Annotated in this window: 28 protein-coding genes; 1 reads left to right on the forward strand and 27 read right to left on the reverse strand. The window is 35.0% G+C overall.

Features of this window, described 5'->3' with window-relative positions:
- Window position 1 precedes the first annotated feature (1 nt).
- The 18 genes from CWR48_RS08910 to CWR48_RS08995 all read right to left on the reverse strand — a co-directional run bounded on the left by CWR48_RS08910 (window position 2) and on the right by CWR48_RS08995 (window position 13,918).
- Window positions 2-232: an exodeoxyribonuclease VII small subunit gene (locus CWR48_RS08910; protein ID WP_115772886.1), complete on the reverse strand. Its 231-nt coding sequence runs from the start codon at window positions 230-232 to the stop codon at window positions 2-4.
- Window positions 229-1,578: an exodeoxyribonuclease VII large subunit gene (gene xseA / locus CWR48_RS08915; RefSeq protein ID WP_115772887.1), complete on the reverse strand. Its 1,350-nt coding sequence runs from the start codon at window positions 1,576-1,578 to the stop codon at window positions 229-231. The genes CWR48_RS08910 and xseA overlap by 4 nt, the downstream gene beginning before the upstream one ends.
- Window positions 1,568-2,428 carry a bifunctional methylenetetrahydrofolate dehydrogenase/methenyltetrahydrofolate cyclohydrolase FolD gene (gene folD, locus CWR48_RS08920; protein ID WP_115772888.1) on the reverse strand — a complete coding sequence of 287 codons (861 nt, stop codon included), beginning with the start codon at window positions 2,426-2,428 and terminating at the stop codon, window positions 1,568-1,570. Before folD ends, xseA begins: the two co-directional genes overlap by 11 nt.
- Window positions 2,429-2,745: 317 nt before the next feature.
- Window positions 2,746-3,126 (reverse strand): transcription antitermination factor NusB, encoded by a 381-nt coding sequence (gene nusB, locus CWR48_RS08925; protein ID WP_115772889.1) that lies wholly within the window; start codon window positions 3,124-3,126, stop codon window positions 2,746-2,748.
- 127 nt (window positions 3,127-3,253) lie between these two features.
- Entirely contained in the window at window positions 3,254-3,649 is a 396-nt protein-coding gene (locus CWR48_RS08930) for an Asp23/Gls24 family envelope stress response protein (protein WP_115772890.1), read from the reverse strand.
- A gap of 36 nt (window positions 3,650-3,685) precedes the next feature.
- Window positions 3,686-5,038, reverse strand: coding sequence for an acetyl-CoA carboxylase biotin carboxylase subunit (accC, locus tag CWR48_RS08935; RefSeq protein WP_115772891.1), 1,353 nt, complete (start codon window positions 5,036-5,038; stop codon window positions 3,686-3,688).
- A 13-nt stretch (window positions 5,039-5,051) separates the two neighbouring features.
- A complete protein-coding gene (gene accB, locus CWR48_RS08940; protein ID WP_115772892.1) occupies window positions 5,052-5,552 on the reverse strand; it encodes an acetyl-CoA carboxylase biotin carboxyl carrier protein in 501 nt (166 codons plus the stop codon).
- Between the two features lie 369 nt (window positions 5,553-5,921).
- Complete coding sequence (locus CWR48_RS08945) at window positions 5,922-6,494, reverse strand: SpoIIIAH-like family protein (RefSeq protein WP_115772893.1); 573 nt, start codon at window positions 6,492-6,494, stop codon at window positions 5,922-5,924.
- Window positions 6,495-6,507: 13 nt separating this feature from the next.
- Window positions 6,508-7,143 carry a stage III sporulation protein AG gene (gene spoIIIAG, locus CWR48_RS08950; protein ID WP_115772894.1) on the reverse strand — a complete coding sequence of 212 codons (636 nt, stop codon included), beginning with the start codon at window positions 7,141-7,143 and terminating at the stop codon, window positions 6,508-6,510.
- Complete coding sequence (spoIIIAF, locus tag CWR48_RS08955) at window positions 7,140-7,763, reverse strand: stage III sporulation protein AF (RefSeq protein ID WP_245976772.1); 624 nt, start codon at window positions 7,761-7,763, stop codon at window positions 7,140-7,142. Before spoIIIAF ends, spoIIIAG begins: the two co-directional genes overlap by 4 nt.
- A 7-nt stretch (window positions 7,764-7,770) precedes the next feature.
- The gene (spoIIIAE, locus tag CWR48_RS08960) at window positions 7,771-8,946 is read right to left on the reverse strand and encodes a stage III sporulation protein AE (protein ID WP_115772896.1); all 1,176 of its coding nucleotides are present in this window, start codon (window positions 8,944-8,946) and stop codon (window positions 7,771-7,773) included.
- 42 nt (window positions 8,947-8,988) lie between these two features.
- A complete protein-coding gene (spoIIIAD, locus tag CWR48_RS08965; protein ID WP_115772897.1) occupies window positions 8,989-9,381 on the reverse strand; it encodes a stage III sporulation protein AD in 393 nt (130 codons plus the stop codon).
- Window positions 9,382-9,392: 11 nt separating this feature from the next.
- Complete coding sequence (gene spoIIIAC, locus CWR48_RS08970) at window positions 9,393-9,593, reverse strand: stage III sporulation protein AC (RefSeq protein ID WP_115772898.1); 201 nt, start codon at window positions 9,591-9,593, stop codon at window positions 9,393-9,395.
- A 108-nt stretch (window positions 9,594-9,701) separates the two neighbouring features.
- Window positions 9,702-10,214: a stage III sporulation protein SpoIIIAB gene (spoIIIAB, locus tag CWR48_RS08975; RefSeq protein WP_115772899.1), complete on the reverse strand. Its 513-nt coding sequence runs from the start codon at window positions 10,212-10,214 to the stop codon at window positions 9,702-9,704.
- Entirely contained in the window at window positions 10,159-11,136 is a 978-nt protein-coding gene (gene spoIIIAA / locus CWR48_RS08980; protein ID WP_115772900.1) for a stage III sporulation protein AA, read from the reverse strand. The genes spoIIIAB and spoIIIAA overlap by 56 nt, the downstream gene beginning before the upstream one ends.
- A 506-nt stretch (window positions 11,137-11,642) precedes the next feature.
- On the reverse strand, window positions 11,643-12,200 hold the full coding sequence (gene efp, locus CWR48_RS08985; RefSeq protein WP_115772901.1) for an elongation factor P: 558 nt from the start codon (window positions 12,198-12,200) through the stop codon (window positions 11,643-11,645).
- A gap of 25 nt (window positions 12,201-12,225) precedes the next feature.
- Window positions 12,226-13,287, reverse strand: a complete 1,062-nt coding sequence (locus CWR48_RS08990) for a M24 family metallopeptidase (RefSeq protein WP_115772902.1) — start codon at window positions 13,285-13,287, stop codon at window positions 12,226-12,228.
- A gap of 139 nt (window positions 13,288-13,426) precedes the next feature.
- Window positions 13,427-13,918, reverse strand: a complete 492-nt coding sequence (locus CWR48_RS08995; RefSeq protein ID WP_115772903.1) for a YqhR family membrane protein — start codon at window positions 13,916-13,918, stop codon at window positions 13,427-13,429.
- A 292-nt stretch (window positions 13,919-14,210) separates the two neighbouring features.
- Here CWR48_RS08995 and CWR48_RS09000 point away from each other — a divergent pair, with 292 nt between their 5' ends.
- Window positions 14,211-14,591 (forward strand): SA1362 family protein, encoded by a 381-nt coding sequence (locus CWR48_RS09000; RefSeq protein WP_115772904.1) that lies wholly within the window; start codon window positions 14,211-14,213, stop codon window positions 14,589-14,591.
- 113 nt (window positions 14,592-14,704) lie between these two features.
- Here CWR48_RS09000 and CWR48_RS09005 read toward each other — a convergent pair whose 3' ends face one another.
- The 9 genes from CWR48_RS09005 to CWR48_RS09045 form a co-directional block, all read right to left on the reverse strand.
- Window positions 14,705-15,598 carry a patatin-like phospholipase family protein gene (locus CWR48_RS09005; RefSeq protein ID WP_115772905.1) on the reverse strand — a complete coding sequence of 298 codons (894 nt, stop codon included), beginning with the start codon at window positions 15,596-15,598 and terminating at the stop codon, window positions 14,705-14,707.
- A 74-nt stretch (window positions 15,599-15,672) separates the two neighbouring features.
- Window positions 15,673-16,092: a transcriptional regulator MntR gene (mntR, locus tag CWR48_RS09010; RefSeq protein ID WP_115772906.1), complete on the reverse strand. Its 420-nt coding sequence runs from the start codon at window positions 16,090-16,092 to the stop codon at window positions 15,673-15,675.
- Window positions 16,093-16,458: 366 nt separating this feature from the next.
- Entirely contained in the window at window positions 16,459-18,060 is a 1,602-nt protein-coding gene (locus CWR48_RS09015) for a DUF4179 domain-containing protein (RefSeq protein WP_115772907.1), read from the reverse strand.
- Window positions 18,038-18,607: an RNA polymerase sigma factor gene (locus CWR48_RS09020; RefSeq protein WP_115772908.1), complete on the reverse strand. Its 570-nt coding sequence runs from the start codon at window positions 18,605-18,607 to the stop codon at window positions 18,038-18,040. The genes CWR48_RS09015 and CWR48_RS09020 overlap by 23 nt, the downstream gene beginning before the upstream one ends.
- Window positions 18,608-18,897: 290 nt before the next feature.
- Window positions 18,898-19,581 (reverse strand): hypothetical protein, encoded by a 684-nt coding sequence (locus tag CWR48_RS09025; RefSeq protein WP_115772909.1) that lies wholly within the window; start codon window positions 19,579-19,581, stop codon window positions 18,898-18,900.
- 149 nt (window positions 19,582-19,730) lie between these two features.
- Window positions 19,731-21,761 (reverse strand): TnsD family Tn7-like transposition protein, encoded by a 2,031-nt coding sequence (locus tag CWR48_RS09030; RefSeq protein WP_170140729.1) that lies wholly within the window; start codon window positions 21,759-21,761, stop codon window positions 19,731-19,733.
- A 28-nt stretch (window positions 21,762-21,789) separates the two neighbouring features.
- Window positions 21,790-23,478, reverse strand: a complete 1,689-nt coding sequence (locus CWR48_RS09035) for an ATP-binding protein (RefSeq protein WP_115772911.1) — start codon at window positions 23,476-23,478, stop codon at window positions 21,790-21,792.
- Window positions 23,453-25,609 carry a Mu transposase C-terminal domain-containing protein gene (locus CWR48_RS09040; protein WP_115772912.1) on the reverse strand — a complete coding sequence of 719 codons (2,157 nt, stop codon included), beginning with the start codon at window positions 25,607-25,609 and terminating at the stop codon, window positions 23,453-23,455. Before CWR48_RS09040 ends, CWR48_RS09035 begins: the two co-directional genes overlap by 26 nt.
- Complete coding sequence (locus tag CWR48_RS09045; RefSeq protein ID WP_115772913.1) at window positions 25,606-26,445, reverse strand: TnsA endonuclease N-terminal domain-containing protein; 840 nt, start codon at window positions 26,443-26,445, stop codon at window positions 25,606-25,608. Before CWR48_RS09045 ends, CWR48_RS09040 begins: the two co-directional genes overlap by 4 nt.
- Window positions 26,446-26,573 lie beyond the last annotated feature (128 nt).

Raw genomic sequence — 26,573 nt, forward strand, 5'->3', positions numbered from 1 at the left:
TTTATTGTTCCTCCTGTATTTCAAATGGTGCAAATTCTCCTTGCTCATTCATAATTTGCGTCATTTTTTCTTGAACGTTATTAAGCTTATCCCCACATAATTTAGAAAGCGTCATCCCTTCTTGATAGTAATTAATTGCTTTTTCAAGAGGGACATCCCCTTCCTCTAGTTTCTCAACAATCACTTCTAATTTTTCCATTGCTTCTTCAAACGTAAGTTCATCCGTTTTCATGATTTGCTTTCCTCCTCTACCTCTAATACCTGGCAGTTTAGATTACCATCATTTATTCTAATTTTAATATAATCATTTTCTTTTACTTGTTGAACCGACTTGATCAATTTTTCATCCGTTGTATATGGTAAAGCAAATCCACGTTTCATTATCTCAAGTGGATTAACCAAGGATAGTTTATCGATTGCACTTACGAGTTGTGTCGATTTTTTCTCCACAATTTTATTCATAAAATAATTTTGTGATTTAATTTTCTCGCCAAGCTTTAACTTTGATTGCTCGAGCTGCTTCTGTGGATGCTGGGCAACGAATCGTTTATAAAGATTTATTAATCTCGTTTCTTTTTCCTTTTGATTTGCGATCATCTCTTTTTGTAGACTAGCAACAAAACTATCCAACGCCTGTTCCTTTTGCTTGATTAGCTGTTCCGGGTATCGAAAGGCATAGGCACCTTTTAAGCGGTCTAACTGTCGCTTTTGATTCCTTATTTCATTCCTTATTTCTCTTGTTAAGGAACGCGTTAGTGTACTGATCTTTTCCCTTAATTCAATCTGTGATTGAACAGCAAGCTCTGCAGCACCTGTTGGCGTTGGGGCACGCAAATCTGCGACATAGTCACTAATCGTCACATCTGTTTCATGACCAACTGCTGAGATGATTGGCGTCTTGGAATGATAAATTGCTTCTGCAACGATTGCTTCATTAAACGCCCATAGTTCTTCAATCGAACCACCACCACGACCAACAATTATTGTATCAAATATATCCAAATCGTTTGCATGATCGATCGCATTTGCAATCGATGTTGCCGCATTATCGCCTTGAACGAGGGCAGGTATAACGGTAATCTGGACGATTGGGTACCTTCGTTTAATTGTTGTAATGATATCCCGTACAGCTGCACCTGTTGGCGAGGTTATCACGCCAATGTGCTCGGGAAATAACGGGATTTTCTTCTTATGTTGTACATCAAAATAGCCCTGCTTATGTAATTTTTCTTTTAATTGCTCATAGGCTAAATATAAGGAACCAATCCCATCTGGCTCCATTTGTTGAATGTATAATTGATATTGACCAAAGGCCTCATAGACACTTATCTCGCCTTTGATTAATACATTCATGCCGTTCTCTGGTTTAAATTTTAAAGAACGATTATTTCCCGCAAACATTACTGCCTGGACCTTCGCCTGATCATCCTTAATCGTCAAATACATATGACCACGACTATGATGACTAAAATTCGATATTTCTCCCTTTAACAAAACGTTTTTTAAATGTGGATCTACATCGATTTTACGTTTTATATACTTTGTGAGGGCAGCGACTGTTAGATAATTATTTTCCAATGCTCGCAAGTCCCTTTGCTGCTTTGATTGTATTCTTTAACAGCATTGCAATTGTCATTGGTCCAACACCTTTTGGAACAGGTGTAACATACGATGCCTTCTTCATTGCCCCAGCAAAATCTACATCACCTGTTAATTTTCCATTATCAAGACGGTTAATGCCGACATCAATCACTACTGCACCCTCTTTAATATAATCACTAGTAATTGCATTGGCGCGACCAATTGCGGCAACTAAAATATCAGCTTTTTGTGTGTACGCTTTTAAATCAGCTGTTCTTGAATGGCAATACGTAACGGTAGCATTTTCATTTAATAGTAGCTGTCCAACTGGTTTGCCAACTATATTACTTCTACCAATAATTACAGCATGCTTTCCCTCTATTTCAATGTTCTTTGATTGTAACATCGTCAAAATCCCATAAGGTGTACACGGTAGAAATGTATCCTCCCCAGTCATCATGCGTCCGATATTAATCGGATGGAAACCATCGACATCCTTGGCAGGGCTAATTGCCTCAATGACTTCCTGTTCTCTTATTTGCTTAGGTAATGGAAGCTGTACTAGAATTCCGTGGATCCGCTCATCTGTATTTAATTGTTGAATTAAGGATAGAAGCTCATCTTCTGAAGTTGATTCTGGTAACTCGATCAAGGAAGATTCTATCCCAACCTCACTCGCTGCTTTCTCTTTGCCTCTAACATAAGATCTTGATGCAGGATTGTCCCCAACAAGCACGACAGTAAGATGTGGGGTCAGTCCTTTTTGAATTAATTCTGTTACTTCTTCCTTCATTTCATTTCTTAGTTCCTGCGCTAAATCCTTACCATTTATTATCTCTGCTGTCATCTAATATCCACCCCTAAAATAGTTTAAAGCTACTTTCTAAACATTTGTTGTTTTTTCAAGTAATGAAAATTAACATAACCACGGAATAAGTACAATGTTGATATAAAATGAAAACTAGGTTCAAAGTTGATTTTCGTTGTCCTATCCACAACAAAGATTAACGGCTATAGTTAGTCTATTTGCCACTTCCATATCGATAGATTTCACTCTTTCCCTAGCGGCCAGTTCGAGAGTAAATCATCAATCCAAGAAATATCGCACTTTATATAAATAACAACTAACAATGCAAAATGAACCTAATTAATAAAGCCTGGCTTCTATTTATCGATTCTTGATAAAACACCATTAATAAATTTACCTGATTTATCATCGCCATAAACATTGCCTAATTCAACCGCTTCATTGATTGATACATTTCTTGGAATATCTTCTATAAAGCGTATTTCATAGGTAGCAATACGCAAAATCGTTTTCTCAACGGCAGCGATGCGATCTAATGACCAATTTTCAAGATTTCCAGTAATTATCGTATCGATTTCGTCTTTAACATTCGTCACACCTTCAACCAAACCTTTTAAAAATGCATCACTATCTTCTGTTTCTAAAAATGCTGTAATTGCTTCCTGTGGTTCATTATCATTAATATCTAGTTGGAAAAGAATTTGAAATGCCTTTTCTCTAGCCGTATGTCGATTCATCGTTCATTGCTCCCTTATCGTTCTCTTTCAAATAATAACATGATTAAGAAGGCAATGCTAGATTCCTGTGATTAGCAATTGCCTAAAAATGATAGAGGTCAAAAGATACAATCTTTTGACCTCCTTTTTATTCTTCAACTTCCGTAAACGTTTTATCTTCCATTTGAATCCCAACAACATGAATATTGATCTCTTCAATTTCGATTGCAGTCATATTGATTAGGGTTTGCCTAATGCTTGTCTGGATTTCCTGAGCTACAATTGGAATGGATACACCAAAATGTAAGATAACATAGAGATCAATGGACACGCCGTTTTCCGTTAGTTCCACTCTAACCCCTTTATTATGCGGTTTTTTACCTAAACGTTCTGCGACACCTGAAGCAAAATTACCTCTCATTGCATAGAGTCCTTTTACTTCCGTTGCAGCGATTCCAGCAATTACTTCAATGACTTCAGGAGCAATTTCTACTTTTCCTAACGCGTCATTGTCGCTAACATTTAGTAGTGTTTGTTCCGACATCCAATCACTCCTTATTCATGAGAATTCGCGTACTGATTACTTTTCAACGATTGGGTTCTCTTCCAAGAAGTTTGTGTTGAAATCTCCTTTAAGAAATACTTCGTTTTCCATAATTAAACGATGGAATGGAATCGTAGTATGCACTCCTTCAATTACAAACTCATCAAGTGCACGTTTCATTCGATTCACGACCTCTTCACGAGTGGATCCATAGGCAATTAACTTCGCAATCATGGAATCATAATATGGTGGTATTGTATAACCAGTATATGCAGCAGAATCAACTCTTACCCCATAGCCACCTGGTGCTAAATACATATCAATTGTACCTGCTGATGGCATGAAGTTTTTAAATGGATTCTCTGCATTTATTCTGCATTCCATTGCATAGCCCTTAAAGACGATATCCTCTTGGCTAATTGATAGTTTCTCGTTATTCGCAATATTAATTTGTTCCTTAATTAAATCGACTCCGGTTACCATTTCTGTAATCGGATGTTCTACTTGAATTCTCGTATTCATTTCCATGAAATAAAATTGCTTCGATTTTCGGTCGAAAATATATTCAATCGTACCTGCACCAACATAATTCACAGCTTTAGCAGCTTTAACAGAAGCTTGACCCATTTTTTCCCTTATTTCTGGTGTCAATGCTGGCGAAGGCGTTTCTTCAACAAGCTTTTGTAAGCGTCGTTGGATCGTACAATCTCTCTCACCTAAGTGTACAACATTACCATGAGTATCAGCTATTATTTGAATTTCAACATGACGGAAGTCTTCAATAAATTTTTCGATATATACACCTGGATTACCAAATGCCGTTTCCGCTTCTGTTTGTGTTACTTGAATGCCTTTGATTAATTCATCTTCGCTTCTAGCAACTCGAATTCCTTTACCACCACCACCGGCAGTAGCTTTAATAATAACTGGAAAACCGATACTATTTGCAATTTCAAGACCTTCTTTTTCATTTGCAATAATTCCATTCGATCCTGGAACGATTGGGACATTCGCGGCTTTCATTGTTTCTCGTGCAACATCCTTGATCCCCATCTTTTGAATTGCCTCTGCACTTGGTCCAATAAACGTAATATTACATGCCTTACAAATCTCTGCGAAATCTGCATTTTCAGCCAAAAATCCATAACCAGGATGGATTGCATCGACATTCGTTAACATAGCTACACTTATGATATTCGTGAAATTAAGATAACTATCTTTACTTAATTTCGGCCCGATACAATATGCTTCATCCGCTAGCTGGACATGTAGCGATTCTTTATCTGCCTCTGAATATACGGCTACCGTTTCAATATCTAATTCTTTACATGCACGTATAATTCGAACAGCAATCTCACCTCTGTTAGCAATTAACAGTTTCTTTATCACTTAGTCCATCTCCTTACTTTGACTTTACTCTAAATAGTGGCTGACCGTATTCGACAAGCTCACCGTCTTCAACTAATATCTCCACGATTTCACCTTTTACTTCTGCTTCAATTTCATTAAATAGCTTCATTGCTTCAACGATACAAACGACTGTATCATTATCAACGTTACTACCTTGTGAGACAAATTTATCACCTTCAGGAGTTGCTGCCGCATAAAACGTTCCAACCATTGGCGAAACGATCTCATAGTCATAATTTTCTTTTGCATCCGTATCTACACTTGCTACAACATTTGCTGGATCAACACTCATATCTTGAACTGGTGCTTCCACTCGAACACTTTCTTGTTTCACTGGTACTGGTGTATTGCTTGCAAGCTCACGAACGGCTGCTTGTTTATCTGCTTCCTTCTTGATTGTAATTGTTGTACCTTCTGCTTCATATGTGAATTCACTAATTGATGATTCATCAACTACATTTATTAATTCACGGATTTCTTCTACTTTCAACATTATTGCCACCTCATTTATTCGATTTATGATAAGAATATTAGAAAACTTGATTGCCACCAAGCCATTACGTAACAACCGTAGTTGCACCTTTGCAATGTATATCTGCTTAAAAATTATGATGAGACACTAATAACTTCTTTTAACATTTTAAAGAAAATAAATGATTTCTTCAAGATAAATCTCGTATTCAGCATCAAATATATCCTTTCGTTAATCATTATTAACTTAAAATTTACTAAGTAGTATGTCTAGATTTTAAACAGCATTCTATAAAATTATACCAGTGTTGCTCCCGTAATGCGAATCGTAATATTAAAAGTAAAAATCCAGAAGTATGATCACATCTGGATTTTTGCTCTAATATGCAAGCTATTCTTTCTCAATTGACGGCTGGAAATTAACATCTGTAGTAACTTCATCACCAAACTCATCTCTCACCAATTGCATGATATTATCCGCTTCTGTTGCTGATAATTGGTCAACTAGAACTTGAACATGCACCTTATCATTATCTACACGAACAAGGACATCATCATATTCGGCATTATTTAAGATTGTCTCTTCTAAGATCTTTTCTTTTGTTTCAATTGTCCCGATCTTATCAATTTCTTCTTTTGCCTCATTTTTCTCACTCACACTGGAACTACTTGCTGCTAATACATCATTTAGCCGCTCAAGTTTCATATCTCTATTTTCGGTTACTTTCATTCGGATGGATGTAAAAATTTCATCCTGACTTGAGCTCTCAACTCCTGTTACTTTGGCATTTCCTTCACTATCCGTGGCTTCTGAATCCGTTGGTACTGATTGGTTTTGATCAGATTGTCCATCATTAATGAACGCTAAATTATCATTGTTATTCCCACCTAGAATATAATAGACACTTAGCACAATCATCAAGCTGAGCATTGTCAATAACCATACCGTTTGTTTTTTTAACATGAAAATCCTCCTCCTAGCTCTTTGGCATTACAGAAACTCTATGTGTTGGAACATCAAGTACACGCGATACTGCTTCGACTATCCAGCTTTTTACTGTCGCATGGTCTGCACCCTTTGCTACGACAAACACGCCGCTAACCTTTGGCCTTTCTGTTTTCACTAATAGTGGAACTTCCTTGTCCCCCTGTCTTACAAAGACAATTTGCGATTCTTCTGTTCGATCCTCTACCTTTCTTGTTCCACCATTTCGATCATTTTCATCTGTCGACTGTTCGCCAATGATTAGGTTCTTCTCATAGACATTTACTTTCGTCGATTCTAAATTTACCATGACCTCGGCATCTGTCACGCCTTGAATTTTATTTAACATGGCTTCCAGATCTCGTTCATAGCTTTTTTCTAATTCTGCAACATCTGAGGTTAATGGTGACTCTTCTGCACTTGTTACTTCGACGTCTTCTGGCTGTGGGTTGATGAGTGCTTGATCAATTTCTGCCTCTTCCTTCGTGGGGGAGAAGAAATTGCTAAGAACGATGATGAGTAAACCTATTAAACCAAGGACGATGATATAGCCAGTTTTTTTGGAGATGGGATGATTACCGCTATTTGTACTCTTTGATCGAAAGAAGTTTTCAAATTTTTGTTTCAAGATGACCCTCCCTCCCAATAAAGTGAAATCTCCTTGTCATTAAATTCCCAAATTTCTTTTAGCCTTTTAATTATTTCCTGTTCATTTATTCTCTCTTCACTTTCTACTGGGTTATTGGTGTTTATTACGACATCTTCAACGACATTCATGGCTCCCTCCCCATCCTTTAATTCTAATACGTGTACAATGACTTCATTTAGATTCTCATAGGACATCTCCTGCTCACCTGTAAAAAGGAATTCTATGTTGGATATCTCTACATGATATTCCTCAGTAAGAGAATCATTTGCTAATGCTTTTAATTGGACAGCCATTTGTTCTAAAATATATGCATCTTGTGTGGTTTCTATCTCTTTTTTTTGTATATTAATCAAATTTTTAACGGAATCATTTTTTCTATCACCCTCGACTGCTGTCTGGATTGAAGATTCTATCGCCTTTTCTATGTCAACATTGAATATATAAAAGATAGGCTGCAATAAAATTAATATTAATATTAAGCCAACGACTAATTTGATATATTTCTTCATACTGGTAGCCGGAATCAGTAAATCAATGATCGTCGCTAGAATGATAAACAAGATTATTTGTGTAACCCAATCAATCAGTACCCCCATCATATCCATCCTATCGTAAGAGCAGCGTAATATTACTAGCGATTACAATGATGACAATTGCTAACAGAAACATAAACGATACTGCTAATAAACATGCAAGAATATACAAAATGTAATTACTTATCGTATTTAATGTTTTGATCACGGGACCGTCGCCAACTGGTTGCAAAATAGCGGCAACCAGTTTATATATAAGTGCGATCGCCATTACTTTTATTGCTGGGAACAGGGCAAAACATAGGATAATAATCAGCCCAACAATACCGACTGCATTTTTCAGCAATAATGATGCACTTAGGATTGTATCTGCTGCATCTGTGAAGGTTCGGCCGACAACAGGAATAAAGTTACCTGTAATAAATTTTGCCGTCTTCATTGCTACCCCGTCTTGAATCGCACTCGTTGCACCCTGGACTGACATCACGCCTAAAAAAATCGTTAAGAAAACGCCAAGGGTACCCACGCCAAAATTTCTAAATAAATTTGCTAAATTGGTTACTTTGTAATTTTCACTTAAACTACTTACAATGACCAATAATGCAGAGATAGATAGCAATGGCAAAATAAAATTGGACGTAATGATCCCACTTAAATTAATTAACAAAATGATTATTGGATGAAAAAACGATACTGATACAACATTGCCAAACGATGCCATTAATCCAAGTAAGAGCGGAATGAGCGAAATCATGAATGTACTCATCGTTGAAATGGCTTCCTCTACATAGTTAACCGCAACATAAAAGCTGTTTAATGCAATAAAGATTAGGACGACATAGACAACAAAATATGCAATTTTACTTACCATACTTTGCTCAAATGCTGCATGCATTGTTTGTAAGATGATGGAAAAAAGCGTAAGCATCAATAGCGTTCCTAAAAGCTTGCCATTAAGAATCAACTCATGAAATAAATACTTAATAGAGCCCATAACCATATTTTTAAAGGAAAAGGATTCTTGATTTTTAATGAGTTCATATATCGATGTTTTCTCTAAATCTGGTAAAAAGCTACCATATTCATCGACAATCTGATTCCAATAATCTTGAACTCCTTCTAATGAAATTTCTTCTAGCAATGCCTCTTCGACATCATTTGTTGCGGTTTCAGCAAAAACAGCTGCAGGTCCATAGAAGAGAAAAATGAATGTGAGCAGAAAAATAGCAATTGGTTTATTGGATTTCATTCATCCTAGTATCCCCCTTCAGATGAATCGTTTTTGATGAATTTAAGTAGTTGGTAAGAAGCTGAGTATTGCTTCAATGACTGCAGTAATAATCGGCACAGCTAATAGCAGAATAAAGATTTTTCCCGCAAGCTCGATATTCTTTGCGACAGCTCCAAGCCCCGCCTCTTTCGTTAAACTTGCACCAAGCTCGGCAATATAGGAGATTCCAATGATTTTTAGGATTGTTTCCAAATACAATCCTTGTACGTTTGCCTTCTGTCCAAGCGTTTGTATTAATTGAAAAATAACCCCAATCTGGTTGATGATGGACATAAATATAATAATTCCTGTTATGAGGATTAGAACAAATGCAAAAGAGGCATTGATTTGCTTTAGAATGATATAAAGAATACTCGCGATAATTCCGAGAATGACAATTTGTAAAATATCCATGTTTATTACCCCTAGAATAGAAATACTGATTTTATTTGTTGAAATAAATCAGAAATTCCATTAATTACAATGATGAGCACAATAATAAATCCAATTAATGTAGCAAATTGCGCAATCTCTTCTTTCCCCATTTGTTTTAAGATTGTATGGATTAATGCGACAATGATGCCGATTCCGGCAATTTGAAATAAGATAGAGGCATCGATAAACATGGATACTCCCCTTTCACGGCGCAAATGCAATAATATAAAACCAGGCACTTCCAGATCTAGACCCGTAGAGAAGTTCCCTTTATCCTGTTGACGCTTTCACTGTTGTTACTATATAAAAAGTAATACAATAAATATTCCACATAATACACCAATACTCTTCGCTAACTTACTATATTTGTATTGTTCATCCCTTGCGTCTTCTAGTTCTCTATCAAGATGGGTTAAGGTTAGTTGGATATATTTCTGTTGTTGATAGAAATCATGCTGGCCCAGTGTTCTGCCAAATTGTTTGAGAATTTCTCGCTCATTTCCACCTAAGCTCGACATTTTCATTAATTCAAATACATGCTTTTCCCATAGTATAAATAAATCAATATCCTCTTCTTTCATACTGTTTCCAAGTGATTCAAAGAATGTCTTTAACGGGTCCGGTAATTGTTTAGCAATAGAGGTAAAGGCATCCCTTAGTGGTGATTGACTATAGATAATCTCTGCCTCCAAAATTTGCAATGCGTTTTTGAGCTGGCGAATATGCTTTGGACGTTGGGTTAATTTATTGCTCCATTCAAAACCCATCCATGTAGTTGTGCCGATGAAAAGAAGTGCTCCTATCCACTTCATTTGTTAGATACCTCGATTTCTGTAAAATATTTACTCCATTTTGATCATATATTTGTTTAATCTGTGCAGGTTTAAGCTGTTTTTCTAATAGAATCATGCGCTGAAACACCTTTTGATCAAAGAGAATTTGTAAGGACGGTCGTTTTCTTAACTCGTCCAAGTCTCGGCCATGTATCGAGCAAATAATCGTTACCCCTGCATTAAGCGCCTCCATTAGCGCATCAATATCCTGTTTACTACCAATTTCATCGACAATTAACACATCTGGTGACATCGAGCGGATCATCATCATTAATCCTTCCGCCTTTGGACAAGCATCAAGTACATCGGTTCGCATACCAATATCATGCTGGGGAACTCCCTTAATTGAAGCAGCAATTTCCGATCTTTCATCAATCACACCAACTTTTTTTGCCTCCACTTTCTTCCATCCGGTAGCAATGATTCTTGTAATATCACGAATTAATGTTGTCTTTCCTGTCTGTGGGGCACCAATAATTAACGTGTTTAAATAGTTACTATCATAAATATATGGAAGGACTGGAATTGCTGCCCCAATTTTTTCCTTAGCAATTCGGATGTTAAAGAAGGTAATGTATTGTATTGCTTTTACAGCGCCATTTAATGTATTTACTTTGCCAGCAATCCCAACACGATGCCCACCCTCAATCGTAATGTAGCCTTCCCTAAGCTCATCCTCCATTCGATATAAGGAAAATTCACTTAATTGATTCACAATAAATTGGCTATCCTGCTTTTTCGGTCGGTAATTTCCAATCCATTCCGTTTTCATATCGAAAATAAGCTCCATCGGTTTATCTAACCGGATCCGAATTTCCTGCAGGATGTTCCAGCGGTTATCAATTCTTGCCTCCACAGCCTGTCTTATCTCAAGTGGAAATAATCGCAAAATTTCTTCCATCACATTTCCTCATTTCGTTCCTTAGCTATATCATAATGTATGTCCTACCCGTATAGATTATGACGTGCAACAGATGAATTTACACGAAACAAATGCGTAAGTCATGTTAAGCAATGGTCGGGGTTGTAAGGATGTAACACTGGATCCTCCTTTCGCCAATTTTCTAAAGATATATTTCACACTGCTTCACGTTATTGATATAAGCTAAGCTGCAAACCTACTTGCGTTGATGGTATATTTTCTATAGAACAAAAGCTTAAAGCTAGTTTGAGCTGTGTACAAACTTCTTCTTGCCTTTTGAGATTAAGGAAACTCTTTTGGAGCGTAAGCGGTTGACTTAGATTACGGAAGTGAGGGAAGTGTCGATACAGCTTTAGCGCTGGGGCTGGACGTGGCAATTCTCGGTAATTAAGTTATCCACAACTTCCAATTTTTATAATTTCCTAAGCAACAAAAAAACAGCCCTAACTAATAAATTAGGACTGTTTTAATATTAATCTTTTTACTTATGCTCTTGAAACATATTTACCATCCGAAGTATTAATCACAAGTACATCACCTTTATTGATGAAAAATGGTACTTGTACAACATGCCCAGTTTCTACTGTAGCAGGTTTTGAGCCCCCACTAGCTGTATCCCCTTTAATTCCTGGTTCTGTTTCAATAACTTCCAATTCGACTGAATTTGGAAGGTCAACACCTAGAATTTCACCTTCGTAGGATATGATATGAACTTCCATGTTCTCTTTCATGAATTTAAGCTGGTCCTCGATTTGTTGTTCAGGGATTTCGATTTGTTCATATGTTGTTGTATCCATGAATGCATGCGCATCACCTGAAGCATATAGGTATTGCATTTTTTTATTTTCGATATGTGCCTTTCCTACTTTTTCACCACCTCGGAAAGTTTTTTCTTGAATATTGCCATTTCTAAGGTTACGAAGTTTAGAACGCACAAATGCAGCACCTTTTCCTGGTTTTACATGTTGGAATTCAAGTACTTGCCAAATATCATTATCTACTTCAATTGTTAATCCTGTCTTAAAATCATTTACTGAAATCATTGCTAATTTCCTCCCTAAACATAAACTATAATTGTATTAATTCTTTCGGTGCAAATGTCAATCTTTCATTACCAGTTTCTGTAATAACAAGATCATCCTCTATTCTACATCCGCCAACACCAGCAATATAAATGCCTGGTTCAACTGTTACGATCATCCCAGGCTTTAATATTGCATCAGAGCGACTGGATAAAGCTGGTCCTTCATGTACTTCAAGACCGACACCATGACCTGTAGAATGACCGAAGTATTGTCCGAAGCCTTTTTCTGTAATATAGTCTCTTGTTAATGCATCTGCTTCTTTTCCTGTTATACCCGGTTTAATTCCTTTTATTCCCCGGATATTCGCTTCTAAAACGGTATCATAAATGGTTCTTAATTCATCGCTAATTTCACCAACTGCAACCGTTCTAGTAATATCAGAGCAATAGCCTTGATAAATTGCTCCATAATCCAATGTCACTAATTCACCTGATTGAATTTCCTTATCTGATGCTACTCCATGCGGGAATGCAGACCTTAGTCCTGATGCAACGATTGTATCAAAGCTTGATGCGGTTGCTCCTTGTTTACGCATGAAGAATTCAAGTTCATTGGAAATTTCTATTTCTTTTACACCAGGTTTAATGAATGATTGGATATGCGCAAATGCATCATCGGCAATTTTAGCAGCTTTCTTAAGAATTGCTAATTCGTCATTATCCTTAATTAGACGGATTTCTTCTAGTATGCCGCTAACAGGAACAAGCTCGACATCCAATTCTTTTTGATAAGATTCAAATTGACTGTATGTAACATAATCTTTCTCAAACCCGAGTCGCTTCACATTCATTTCCTGTAACTGAGCCCTAATCTCTACAAAAATTCCTTGCTTATGTTCGATTACTTTATACCCTTTTGCTTGTGTTGTTGCTTGTTCTGTATACCTGAAATCGGTGATAAAACGAGTATCCGTATTCGCAATAATTGCAACACCAGAAGTTCCAGTGAATCCAGTAATGTACCTGCGATTAAATGGACTTTCGATTAAAATTGCATCAAGATTATTTGCTTCTAGGGCTTTTCTTACTTTCTCTAGTTTTCCCACTTTTACTATCCCCTTCCAAAACAGTTATACATTCCATTAAACCCAGCTCGTATAATTTTATCATAAATCATGGTATATGAATATTGTTTTTTAATTGCTCACTGCTGTTCATAGTCAATTCACGCCAGTTTGATAACGCTTATTCGGCAGGTTGTCTCTTTAATTCTTGATAATTGTAAGAAATCGTAAATCCAATAAATATACCATATAACATATAGAGACATAAAGTAGAAAGAATTGAATTCCAATTTAATTCAGGAAGTGAAGGAACAGTAGGGAAGATTGGTTGCAGCAAATAAAAGACAATTCCCCAAAGAATAGCTCCAAACGCAAGCCCCATCCACATCGAATAAACTTTCTTAAATAAAACGAGGTAAATCAGTGCGGTTACAATAGAGAATATGCCAATTATTAGAATGGAGATGACATCCCCTATCCATCCATCTGTCCACGCTAATCGAAGCCATGGTCGTAGTATATAAGTTCTCGGCGATACCTCAGTGAAATTAAAATAGGACATGATAACTCCTACTAAACTCCAAAATAACCCACCAATAAATCCCGTTAATAATGTGTTAGGTAAAAGTGTTTCCTTTCTTCCACTTCTCTCTGTCCGTTTCTTTTCATCCATATTATCCACCTCAAAGATATTATTGACCATTTATACAAATATCAACCAAACAGCAACCGTTACGAGTAATTCTAATATTAATCAAATTCAAGCGCGGATACCTAGTAAAGTACCGACAAAAGCATTATAATTAAGAGTAAAAGATTGAATAATTTATGTAAATAAGGAAATAATTTGTAATACGAGCATTTTGATAAAATGTTTATGAAATATGGCTATAAAAATTGTATTTAGTGGTATACATTATTAACAGTATGTAAATACATCTGTTATTTAGAAAGGGGGACAAAAGATGGTTCGTAAAACAATCTCAATTGTAACTTATCTCATTATTGGTTTAGCAGTGGTGGGGCTAGTTTCACAGCTTTTTACTAATACAGCGAACTTTCTATTCACGATTCTTATTGTGATTGGAAGTAGTGCTGCGATATTTGCAGTATTTTATTTTGTCTTTCTCAGAAATAGAACACCTTCTAATGATATGAAAAAATATAAAAAGGCTGTCAGACTATCAAAAGCAAAATATAAAGCAGATAATAATATTCGAAGAACAAAAGTAGTGAATAAAAAACAACCAGACTTGCTAAAGAAGAAGAAAATCAAACGTACCGCAACCCATTTAAGGGTTATTGAAGGAAATAAATCAAAAAGAAAAGATCGCGCTTCTCTCTAGGAGTAGCAGATCTTTTCTTTTTGGTTCCATTCTATTGTTTGATGCTGTGAAAATCAGTGTTATATAGGCTAGCAATCACCTCCTGAATTTCCGGTGACAACTAGGATTGTTCCTTATTTTGGCCAGTGTTTTAAAAATTCATCTGCATTAGCCTTACCAGATTGGTATAATTTTTCTTTTGTATCCTTCATTATATGAAAATTAACTGCCCCGACTTCTTCTACAGGAATAAAAAGAATATTATTTAACTGTGATTTAGAAATATAGCGTGCATCATGTGCTTGCTTCATCGTAGTAAAGAGCGCATGGAACATATCATATGCATTCTTGATTTCGACTGGCTGGTTTAACTGTTCAATCTTACCAGTAAATTTCACGCCAAGAACTGGTCGATTAATTTGCCCATCCTTATTATCAAAAATCCATAAAGGAAAATTACTAAGCAATCCACCATCAACAATAATGCTCTTCTTATTGGTTTTTCCAGGTAGTTTCTTTGGCATGAAAAAATAAGGAAAGCCTGCACTCATTCGAACAGCCTTTGAAATTGGGAAGTGGTTCGGATTAATTCCATATACACGCTCTAAATCATCAGGAATTATAATCAGTTTCCCTAAGGAAAGATCGCTTACTACGACCTTTAAATAACCGTCTTTAATATCGTGAAATGTATGGATGTTCTTCTTAGCCAAAAGCTGATCAAGCCAGTACTCTAAGCGATCACCTTTATTAATTCCTAATTGGAAAAATAGGAGAATCCATTTACTCATCGGCAAATATTTTGTGAATTTTGGTGGATCGAGAAATTGCTTGAGATTAAGCCCATTAATAATGTCGGTTAACTCCTCGATTGAATAGTTAGCAGCTACAAGTGAAGCAACGATGGCTCCTGCAGAAGTACCAGCAACGCGTTCAATGTTGAGTTCATTCTCCTCAATACTTTTAAGCACGCCAATATATGCGAAAGCCTTGACTCCACCACCAGAAAAGACGGCATCAATTTTCATGCGCACTCCCCTTTTGCTTTTATACTAATTTTAAGCAAAAGAAAAGAAATTAGAACTGGGAATATTCACGAAAATTATGCTTTATCCGTATCTTGAATTTGTTTTAAATCCTCCACACGAGTATCATTCGTTTGGAAATATTTCACAAGATCGCCAATACGATCAATTGAATTCCAGCTTAAATGATGTTCAATTCCTTCTACATCTTCATAGATATTCTCGTCATCAACACCAATTATTTTAAGGAATTCCTCTAATAATTCATGTCTAAATACTAATTTTTCGCCGACCTTTTTCCCCTTTTCGGTCAAAACAAATCCCCGATATTTTTCATAAACAACATATTCATCTTTATCTAGTTTTTGAACCATTTTCGTTACTGATGAAGGATGTACTGCCAATGCCTCAGCAATATCGGAAACACGGGCATATCCTTTTTTATCAATTAAATTATAAATCTGTTCTATATAATCTTCCATACTTGGTGTTGGCATGTAAATACCTCTATTCAAAAATAATTTTTAGTTCATACAAAACTGTTTCTATCCTTTTAGGATACCTTAATATTTTGTGTTTAACAAGTAATGATTAAAAAGAGCTAACCAATTGGATTAGCTCTTTCCAGTGTAGCTTTAAAATAAAGTTTGATCAAAAATACCCCACAAACCCACATTTCACGTTTAATTAAAAGACCCCGTTTTGAAAAAGAGATTGATCAAAACGAGGTTTTTATTTGTGATACATTACACATCTTTTATAAAAAAGTTTGATTATTTTCTGAGATCCGATTTTCATCTAACGCGCACTTTTCTTGAATAACTAACCTATCTCTACTAGAGGGTTACTACACAAATCCAAATCTAAGACTCTTTATATAACGGAACTTTCCATTCTTTTTCCACTTCTTCATATCGCTTCACAGATATTAAATGTAAGGTGAATTCATTAGGAATCTCTCTTAATCCATCAAAAGTCAACGTCGCATTTGTCTTAAAACGACCATTCTCATCTTTCTCATCAAGAATGGACCCGCTATGGAAAGCAGCTCCATATACCTCTCCCTTATCATCAACTATTGCCCATGATACGAGATCTGATGACGGAACTTCCTTCTGCCCCTCCATCTCAATGACTAAAACCTGTTCTGTTTCTGGAGATATCTCTTGCATCGAAATGTCCGTCTGCATATCCACCTTTTTAATGGTGTTAAAATTACCTTCATATTCAAATGAAAGAGGATACTCTTTTAATTCTTTCGGGTTTACCTTTATTGAGAAATCTGATGGGACCGTTTTTATCACCCTATCAAGCACGAATGTAAGCAGATCTTCCTCTTTTTGAGGAATAAATGATTCATTAAATTTTATATATCCAAGCTCCCCGGTAACTTTCCCAGTTCTTTGAATAAGCCCCGGATCACTTGGATAGGCTTGATCTTGGAAGTTATTAACAGTATACAAGGTCTTTCCACTCTTATTTTCAATATGATACTGAATGTCTGTACTGTAGTTTGCAAATCTAAAAATATTTTTGTTCCCAAAGGCATTTTCTAGCTCCTGAATTTGTGCTTCCACTTTTGCTTTTTCTTCAGCTGTGAAATACGTATCATACATAAATTCATTTGAAGTTGGAGCAAATTGAACTTCTTTTATGTGAATCCCTACACCATTTTCACTTATCTTCTGATCATCTAAAACTACCCTTGTTGTCCTTTCCTTAATTTCATTTAGATCAACCGGAATCTCTAGTTGCCAGTTTCCTCTTGTTCCATTTAATTCTGTTAATTCAAACTTAATCGTAAGTGAATCGATTGATTCATACCCACGTAAATAAAATTCAATCAATCCATAATCTGAACCATTTATATACCCAAAATCTTTAATTGGATTTCCATCTTGATCATAAGCTGAAATGACATTTTTCCCATCACTTCTATTGTCAAATTGAGGATTAAATTTTTCACCATTTTTCTTTACAGCTTGAAATGATAACGCAACCCTTGAAGTGTCTGCTAACAAATCTTCCACTCTAAACGTGATTCCATTGTCCGCCACTTCTTGATTAATGCGGTTTGTATGCCCATTTTCAGAAGCTATATGTAAACCTTGATCAACTATTTCAGTTGTAAAAAGTCCACCAATCCATTCCGCAAAACTTGGATTTAAATTAGTTGTTAATCCCACGGCAAGCACACAAGCAGCTGCTGACGGCAACGTCCATTTCCACTTATTCCTCTTTTTCTTCTGTTCATATGGCTCAAGCTTCTTCAAAACTTCGATTGTAAAATCATCAGGTAATGTTGGTGTAGAGAGCGTCTCCTTAATCAATTCTTGTTCTTCTCTGTACATCTTGATGACTTGCTGACATTCTTTACAAGTTTCTACATGTGATTGAATAATTTCATCGACTTGATCAAACATATCAAACCATTGATCCAATTTATCTTTCGATGGACAAATCATGAAAATAGCCTCCCTTTTCCACTTCGATTGTTTCTCTTAATTTTTTCTTGGCACGATGAAGTTTATTTCTTACAGTTGCTAAAGAAAGCCCCATACATTCGCTGATTTCGCTGTAACTTTGCTCATTTTCATATCGCAAAAGAAGAATCATACGTTCATCTTCTGGAAGGCCGCCAATTAGTTTTTCTAGTTGTCTATTTTTCTCTTTCTTTAAGAAAATCAATTCGGGATGATGAAAATCCACGATATCATCTTCTCTTACTTCAACCTGTTCCATTTTAAAACGCTTTTTTCTGAATTCATCCATACAATGATTGATTGCGACACGGTACATCCAACTGGAAAAAGAGCCTTTTCCATCAAACTTTCCAAGCTGGTGATAAATTTTGATAAAAGATTCCTGAACTAAGTCAACTGCATCCTGCTGGTTTCTTGTCATTCTTAAAATGGTTGCATATAATGGATTTTTATATTTGTTAATAATTTGTGCATAGGCTTGTTTATTGCCCGACAGCACATCCTCTATCCACTGCCATTCTTCTTCCATTTCATCCAACCCTCCTGTCTACTTACTGATTAACTCTTTCAACAAGTATAACGAGTTTAATTTACAAATCATTTCACTTTTTCAAAAAAAAGTACGAAAATATATAATAGGGTAATTCTATGACAAATCAAAAAAAGCATTTTGAAAATATCTTTATCAAGAGTTCTATTTTAAAAGTCATAAAAATAAGGGATGGTACATATTACACATAATATGTATCATCCCTTTAACTTTTTGTTTCATATTCGCACCCTTTTCTTAAAGATTAGCTTATTATAAGATTCTAATGATTAAAGTATTATCACTAATGCAAAAAATACAACTACAGAAAACGGAATAATATATAAACATTGCTTTTTTCTTTTAGGAACAAGCAGTAAAATGATAATTATCATTAAAGCATAAAATATTTCAGTGCCAAGCATAAAATAATAGTTTCCCTCATTTATAAGAATGTTTTCGTACTGCATGAATTTTTCATAATAGTTTACCGTATCAAGATAGATTTTATATCCTTCAAATGCAATTACGGAAATTGGCAAGGCTATAATAATGCTAGAAATTAAGTGATTAGCATGAGAAAACCACATTATATAAGCTGGAATCGTTGATAGTAATGCAAGGATACACCAAAAAATAATATATTTTAATGGAAAAAGTCCAAGAACTAATATTGTATATGTGTAGTACGAAACTAGCATTGAAATAAGGAATATAAAAACTCGTATTGCGGCTAATCTAGGTGTGTAAGAATATACAGCTATCAAAGTAGGGATAAATATCCATATCCCCCAGTTACTTCCGATGAAGCTTAAAATTGAAATTTCATAAGGAATCATAGGTGAATCGAGTATTTTTGCAACGAAACCCAATGTAAATCCTAATATGGCTGAAAATAAAACTGAATATGCTATTTGCTTTTTGCCTACTATAGTTTTAGTACGTATTCTATTAGATTTTAAAAATACAGTCATAATTAACCTTCCTTCTGAATTTGGAAACACATTTTTACATCTGTCAAAGTTGATATTTTCCCTTGCTTTTCTTCAACAATCGTTGCCCGGTTGCGGAACAAAGATTAATACAAATAGGGCAAACGCTAAAACATCCTTTTTTCTTTATTTTAAGTCTTTTTTTGCTTCTTACTTATATATTCCTCTAAGTATGGTTTTATTTTTTTGAAATACTTGGTTTCTACTGCGCAAGATTCTCTCAATCTTTCAAATCTCACGGCATTATCTTCTTCTAACATTCGATCTATCACTTTACAACAACGACGAATTTGAAACTCTTGTACTGTTTCTGAAATTTCATTAAGTAACTTGTTAGTCTGTGGCAACTTTTCCACATAACTTTTCACTGAGAGATTGAAGATATTTAATCGTTTACTAAATAATGTACCTGTAATCCTAACTGGCTTTTCTAATGCCATTAATTCGGGATAAACTTCCTTTATCTTTTGGTAATACTCTTGATCGCGCAGTTCCCAGTCAGTTGCATTTGTAATCGTTGTTGCCTGACGTTTCCGAGGTAAATTAGCATCGAACCATTCTTTATCAGTTTCAGATAGGTACTTATATGCTCTTTGGAATTTGCGACTTAGCTGTGTTCTTGTAACATCAGGGCATTCCTTTATTGCATCTAATAACAAGGAACGATAGTATTCAATACGATTTTCAGTATTATTTTTTAAAGTAATATCGGGATTCTTCGGTGTATGTAAGGTATCACGTTTTGAAGGAAATTTGGCATCAAGCCATCCTCTATCATGATTATATAAATATGTAAAAGTTTTCTTTAACTCCGTTTGAAATTGCTTTCGATTAGCATTCGGGAATTTCTCTCGCCACTCTAATAATTCTGCACGATATTTTTCTGTTAGTTCTGGGGATGTTTCTTTACTAGCAATTCGATTATAAATTGTCTTTAGACTTACATCTAGCTCTAATGCCATTTTTTCACGACTTACATCCAAAGATACTAACTTTTCAAACTTCTCTTCCCATACCTTACCGTAAGCTGTTATACGACTTTTACTCCACTTATCATCTTCACTCTTATCTGGGCCTACCCTTGTATATTCAAAACCACACGAACATGAAAATTTTCCAATTAGAACTTTATCTCTAGCTTTTATTTCTACATCTGATATTACCAAATCTTTATAATGCTTGGCTGCTTTATTCAAACAAGGCCACGGACCTCGACCGAATGGACCATCATCTTCTTTTATTTCTAAAAACGAATCTATATCTTCGTCAAAGAAATACAGTAAAAGCAAATGACGAAATGGATGTACACTATTTCTCAAATAGTTAGTAACCATTATTTGCAACCATTGGTTTTGTCCATTAACAGTTACTAATGACTCATATTTTTCTAAAAAACCTTGTGGAAACTTTGATATAAAAGCTTTGAAAAGTTCTTCCCTTTTTAGTCTAGTATTTGTCATTAACCAATTATTTTCCCTCAAGAGCGTTCTATACTTTTTAAAAACTTTTTCGATGCTAAATTGGTTGATTGGTATTTGCAGTAATCGATAAGCCATTTTGGCTAACTTAACTTGTACCTCTTTGAATTCATAGGATTCAATCTCCTGTAATTCAGATAAATCCATTTGTCTTCTATCAAATCTTATGTACCCATTTCTACTAAATTCTCTGTAATCAATAGGATACATTTTCAGTGTCAATTCATGGTGTGGACAATAATCAATACCTTGAAGCTGATGCTCACGGTGAACATATGGTTCACCAAATATATTAATATCGTTGTTAGCGCACTTTGAACAATAAAATAATCCTTGTTTTCTACTAATTTTACCACCTGAAATTCCCAATCTCCCATGTATACCTTGCCCATTTGTACTGACATCTTCGAGCAATTTCTTTTGACGCTCAATCGTAATAAATGGAGCGAAATACGGATATACGGTATTTTGAGCTAATAAGCTTTCAACTGAATAGTTACTTCCCAAATTTTGCACCAATGTAGAGAAATGACTCCCAAACTCTATACTCGGTACAAGACTTCGACTTTGGAATAATTCCTCTAATGTTTCTACAAAACTTGTATTACCACTATAAAAATGAAATCGGCTGATAGCAGAATAGATCAATTCATCAGGGTAAGGATCTGTAAAAAATGTGAGCAAATTGACCACCTAACTTTTGATTTTTATTTTAGAATAGTTCACTAATTGGATCTTTAATAAAGTTGTTTTGTTTTAAAGATTCATACGGATGTTTTTTCTTTGCCAAAGCTTTTTCTCTAATGGCTAGTAAAGGCAAATTGTCCACTTGTTTTTCTTTTGAAGGAACCTTCTGAAGCTGTTTTTGATTCATTTCCATAGCCTGTTGGATAACAAGCAGCTTCAATTGATTATACTCTATATCAATAGGTTGTTTTTCAACAACCTTTGTCACTAATTTCCGTAGATCATTTACATCCAAAGCATTAAAAATCCCCAATGCAGATACTTCAATACTTAAATTTTCAATCGTATCACGACGCTTATAATTTAATGTGTTTAAGCGTTCTTTCATCGCATCTTTTACTCTACCTTCATATTCAGTACCTTTCTTATGATTAATCATAAGATCGTCAAGATTAATCATAATATCCTCATATTTGTACATCGCTTTTATATTATTTTTACGAATAGCATTAAGCATTGGCTGGATAATTTTCATATCTACCTTTGCTGTTTGTCTTAGTACCTGTGGAGTTATTTTTTCATCTATATTCGTTTCATCAAATAACACTCGTTCTTGTGCAAGAATAAATAAATTCACAGCCACTGCAGTAATGCCCTGACACTCATCATAAAAAGCATTTTTAAGCTCGTCAGTCAGATCCGAGTGTTCTTTTAAACATTGCATATTCCAAAGTGTCTCTAAGAAAAACTCCCATTCCTCGCTGTTTTCTGCCATTCGGTCCCAAATAATCGATCCATCACTTGCTGCTCGACGTGCTTGGCGGAAGTTTCCTTTAAACAATAATTGTGCCTTCGAGGTTCCAATTAATACCGTTGGGATTCCTACTGTATTGGACAATGTAACAAAGAAGTTCAACATTTCCTCCTGTTCATGTTTGGAATTTAAGAGATGCTGAAGTTCATCGATGACCAAAACACCAATACCATATAAACTTGCAAGTGAAGTCATATACAATAGCATTGTTGATGTCACTCGTTGGAAATACCCAAACTTCTCCAAATAGTGAGTACCTAGCAAATCATCAATTGCTTTAAAAAAACTTTTGCATAATGTTGATAAACTTCCATCATAAGGACAATCTATTTTTAACCAAACAATTTGAGTTCGATTAAAAAACTGTTCTTTGTATAATTCATGCTTTATGACTTGAGGATACATTGATAACAAGCGCTCAATCGCAGTTGTTTTGCCAATACCAGAAATGCCGATAATCGCCAAGCTATCGGCTGTAGAACGTATATAGTTGATCCGTTCTTCAATGTATTTATGAGCCTCTTTCTCATCTTCACGTAACTCATGCAACACCCGAATACGTTCAAAAAAGGATTTATCTAAAGGATTACGCGCTAAGTATCCTCTGCGAATTAAAGTTGATAAACGACGTTCTACTTCAAAATGAATGGGCAATGGTTGAATGAAATTCTTTATACGTTTTAGTACATGGTATCGGATATTTGTTTCACTCAGTTTATCTTGCTCAGTAATGCGGGGGGTGACCATGAATCTATCTAATACATCATCCTCACTAAAAATCGGTGGTAGGGCTTCTATAAATGGATTATTACTATACTCAGACAAAGCTTGTTCCTTATAATCAGCTTCTTCAAAGTCACCTTTTAGAACTAGATTATTTATCTTTTTCAAATTCCTCATCTCGCTTCTTTCGTAATTTATCCATTAAACGTGAGGTTGATTTTTTGAGTTTATCTTCTTCAATTTTTCCTTTTGTTGCAAAATCAATCACTGATCCTTCTTGATCGACTAGTTCAGACTCTAAATCAAATTGTTCTAGTTGACGGTGAAGTTCCTTTTCAATAGCTTTATTATCTCTAATAGATGCTAGCTTTTCTCTCTTACTTGTAGGTTGATGCTGTGATTGCTTTTTCTTCTTTTTAGCTTTATTAATGATATCTTCTAGCATTGTGTCAGTATTAATCGTTAGTTGCACTTGATTAGAGCGTTCAATTTCCTCAAGTTCGTTTCTTAATTGCTGTTGGAAAATAATTTCCTCTAAGAAGTCAGATTTATACTGTTGACTCGGTTCAAGTAACGTACAGGTTTCAAAGTCTATACCGTAGTCATGTGGAATATAAATTTTCTCTACATTGCGTGGATCATAAACTATTTCAATACTTCTATTTTTTAATTTTAAGTACCATTGTTCTTCTATTGCCTGTCTTGAACCGTATAACAAGTTTTTAAACTTAATACCAGCTCTCGAAATTGTTGCTTTTCCTCGTGGTAATACATTCAATCGTAAAATATTACGATCAACCGTCCTTAATCTACCTTTACGATTTTCGATTCCCCAATTCCAAAGATTAATCGGTGTAGGCACAATATTATCAGCAATCATTTCTTTTTCCATTGGATATTTTTCAATGACTTTATGATTGTGATGTAATACTAATGTGATAATAACTGCTGTAAATTCTATAAGATTTAACGTTGCATCTAACCGATAGTCTCGATCACCACGCTCACGATATTCCTTTTGAATAGCTCCCGGAGCTTTTTGTTTCACTTTTCCATTCAGTGTACGGAATTTACGTTCCACAATCCCTTTTAAATCACCACGATAAGCTGTTGTATTTTCAATTATAATGTTTAGGTTATTAATTAAGTTTGCTACAGAATAGCCCTCAAATTCCCCACGGTCAGCAATAATAATTTCAGGCAAGTGATGCGTCGGCCATTGTTCTTCTTCAATATCAATATTATATTGCTTACAAAATTCTACTTTATCAGCTACCATATTATCTAATGCCATCATTGCCCCTAACCATGAAGGTCCTTCTAAACCAACATATAAACCTGTTATAATTCGAGAGTAGACATCCATTACAGCATAAATAACAGGGCGACCAATGATTCTATTTCTATCAAGTGAACTTACCAAATAAATATCTGCAATTGTAGCGTCAATTTGAAAACGAGTACCCGGACCGTTCGTTTCTGATTTTGAATTACTTAAAAGAGGACGATATTTCAACTCATATTCCTTTGCACTTTTGCGGAACTGAATATCCTTTTTGGGATCTTCTAACTTTTTAAACCAATAGTAAAGCTGATTGTATGAGGGTATTCGATTCGCTTCCCATATACGATACTTCATTTCGCCATTTTCTTTATAACGATCTGAATAAAAATCACGCAAAATAAAATGATAAACATCATTTAAAGAATAATTATTCGTTGCTCGATAATACTTGTTAATTGCATGTTCAAACTGCACTTTTACTTCTTCTGTGATATTGATGCCAGTTCGATATTCTCCGTTAACAGTTACTCTTCTTGGTCGTCCAACTTTTTTTATCGCTAAATTTTTGTCTTTTCCTCTACCACCAGAGTTAGCATAGTCCGGTAGAAGTGCATTTTTGTTCATACCACGTTGCCAATAACGGCTAAGTAGTTTTTTCACCTTAGTTTTTCCTAACTCAGTTTGCTCAACAATTTCAGAGATTTTTTTCTCTCTTCCTTTTTTCTGTAATAACTCACTCATGTTTGGTATTATATATTCCTTAATAATATCCCAATCTTCATCACGCTTATTAATTTGAACTTCTGAAAGTTCATCATCTGGAATGGCTTTAGCATATGGATCACTGACAGCTAACAATTCCCCTTGTTTAATATCTGTTTCCAATGATTTATATAATTCTTTAATAGGCATGGCACTTGTAGTATCAATATTGACAACATATACATATGATTCTTGGATCTCTACTAATCGAATTCTTCTAGAATTAGAGACATATTGAAATACCTGATTAATATAAATCATCCGTAACTCACCTGTTTTAACTTCTTATCATTAATTGAATCTATCACTATTGTTTGTTCCATGTTAATTGGCTCAAGTATATTTACTTTAATGATTTTTTGAGCTAACAAATGATAAAATAGTGTCACACCACTTCCTAATGGGAGATATACCTCTTTATCAAAAGTAGATGTAACAGTACGTATGCTTTCTTCTGAATTTAACAGTCGTTGAAGAAGTGCCATCGCTAAATCCTCTAGATGCCTACCATTCATTTCACTAAAAGAATCAAAGTCACGAATATCATAATAATCATGTATGTAACTAAAATTACGGGCCATCGTTTTAGGAATTTCTTCTTCTGTAACAATACACCAATCAATATCTCTACGTTGCCAATATTCTCTTTCTATTTCAAACTTCTCAAGCACTCGCTCTTTTAATAGTTCATCTTTCATTTTGATTGTTCGGGCAACCTCAAACACACCTTGTCCTTTATCCAAAGTTAATAAAAAATCCGTTGTCATCACAATTGGTTCATTCGTTTTAGGATCTGTAGGATGTTTAATACCTAACTCATCTGCAATGACAATTGTGTCTTCCAACGGAAATAAAGGAAATTGTTCTCTTATATCAATAACAAAATCCGAGTATTCAGTTAAATAAAAGTAATTTCGTTCCAAATCGGACAAGAATTCGTGTTGCCTTCCTGTTTTGATTCCTTTCAATCGAGTAGAGCGACCTAACGAAGAGACATCTTGAATATTTAACCACGGTTTATAATCTGCGCCAATTCCAGAGCCACGACCTTCTTTAATCCATTTATCGTTTTTAGATGTTCTTGTTCTTTTAGACATAAAAAAAACACCCCTTTTGATAATAATATCCAAAGAGGTATTTCTTCGCAACTTTTTTATAAACATCGTGACTTTTTTAAAAATATCGCGACTTTTTTATAAACATCGCAACTTTATTTCAAAGCCAC

This window comes from Oceanobacillus arenosus (assembly GCF_003369575.1).
Taxonomy (GTDB): domain Bacteria; phylum Bacillota; class Bacilli; order Bacillales; family Amphibacillaceae; genus Oceanobacillus; species Oceanobacillus arenosus.

Bases quoted from the DNA above. Each gene is read 5' to 3' on its own strand.
- CWR48_RS08910 (WP_115772886.1), bottom strand. From the start codon at position 232: ATGAAAACGGATGAACTTACGTTTGAAGAAGCAATGGAAAAATTAGAA.
- folD (WP_115772888.1), bottom strand. From the start codon at position 2,428: ATGACAGCAGAGATAATAAATGGTAAGGATTTAGCGCAGGAACTAAGA.
- nusB (WP_115772889.1), bottom strand. From the start codon at position 3,126: ATGAATCGACATACGGCTAGAGAAAAGGCATTTCAAATTCTTTTCCAA.
- CWR48_RS08930 (WP_115772890.1), bottom strand. From the start codon at position 3,649: ATGTCGGAACAAACACTACTAAATGTTAGCGACAATGACGCGTTAGGA.
- accB (WP_115772892.1), bottom strand. From the start codon at position 5,552: ATGTTGAAAGTAGAAGAAATCCGTGAATTAATAAATGTAGTTGATGAA.
- CWR48_RS08945 (WP_115772893.1), bottom strand. From the start codon at position 6,494: ATGTTAAAAAAACAAACGGTATGGTTATTGACAATGCTCAGCTTGATG.
- spoIIIAF (WP_245976772.1), bottom strand. From the start codon at position 7,763: ATGATGGGGGTACTGATTGATTGGGTTACACAAATAATCTTGTTTATC.
- spoIIIAE (WP_115772896.1), bottom strand. From the start codon at position 8,946: ATGAAATCCAATAAACCAATTGCTATTTTTCTGCTCACATTCATTTTT.
- spoIIIAD (WP_115772897.1), bottom strand. From the start codon at position 9,381: ATGGATATTTTACAAATTGTCATTCTCGGAATTATCGCGAGTATTCTT.
- spoIIIAC (WP_115772898.1), bottom strand. From the start codon at position 9,593: ATGTTTATCGATGCCTCTATCTTATTTCAAATTGCCGGAATCGGCATC.
- spoIIIAB (WP_115772899.1), bottom strand. From the start codon at position 10,214: ATGAAGTGGATAGGAGCACTTCTTTTCATCGGCACAACTACATGGATG.
- spoIIIAA (WP_115772900.1), bottom strand. From the start codon at position 11,136: ATGGAAGAAATTTTGCGATTATTTCCACTTGAGATAAGACAGGCTGTG.
- efp (WP_115772901.1), bottom strand. From the start codon at position 12,200: ATGATTTCAGTAAATGATTTTAAGACAGGATTAACAATTGAAGTAGAT.
- CWR48_RS08995 (WP_115772903.1), bottom strand. From the start codon at position 13,918: ATGGATGAAAAGAAACGGACAGAGAGAAGTGGAAGAAAGGAAACACTT.
- CWR48_RS09000 (WP_115772904.1), top strand. From the start codon at position 14,211: ATGGTTCGTAAAACAATCTCAATTGTAACTTATCTCATTATTGGTTTA.
- CWR48_RS09005 (WP_115772905.1), bottom strand. From the start codon at position 15,598: ATGAAAATTGATGCCGTCTTTTCTGGTGGTGGAGTCAAGGCTTTCGCA.
- mntR (WP_115772906.1), bottom strand. From the start codon at position 16,092: ATGCCAACACCAAGTATGGAAGATTATATAGAACAGATTTATAATTTA.
- CWR48_RS09015 (WP_115772907.1), bottom strand. From the start codon at position 18,060: ATGATTTGTCCATCGAAAGATAAATTGGATCAATGGTTTGATATGTTT.
- CWR48_RS09020 (WP_115772908.1), bottom strand. From the start codon at position 18,607: ATGGAAGAAGAATGGCAGTGGATAGAGGATGTGCTGTCGGGCAATAAA.
- CWR48_RS09025 (WP_115772909.1), bottom strand. From the start codon at position 19,581: ATGACTGTATTTTTAAAATCTAATAGAATACGTACTAAAACTATAGTA.
- CWR48_RS09035 (WP_115772911.1), bottom strand. From the start codon at position 23,478: ATGAGGAATTTGAAAAAGATAAATAATCTAGTTCTAAAAGGTGACTTT.
- CWR48_RS09040 (WP_115772912.1), bottom strand. From the start codon at position 25,609: ATGATTTATATTAATCAGGTATTTCAATATGTCTCTAATTCTAGAAGA.
- CWR48_RS09045 (WP_115772913.1), bottom strand. From the start codon at position 26,445: ATGTCTAAAAGAACAAGAACATCTAAAAACGATAAATGGATTAAAGAA.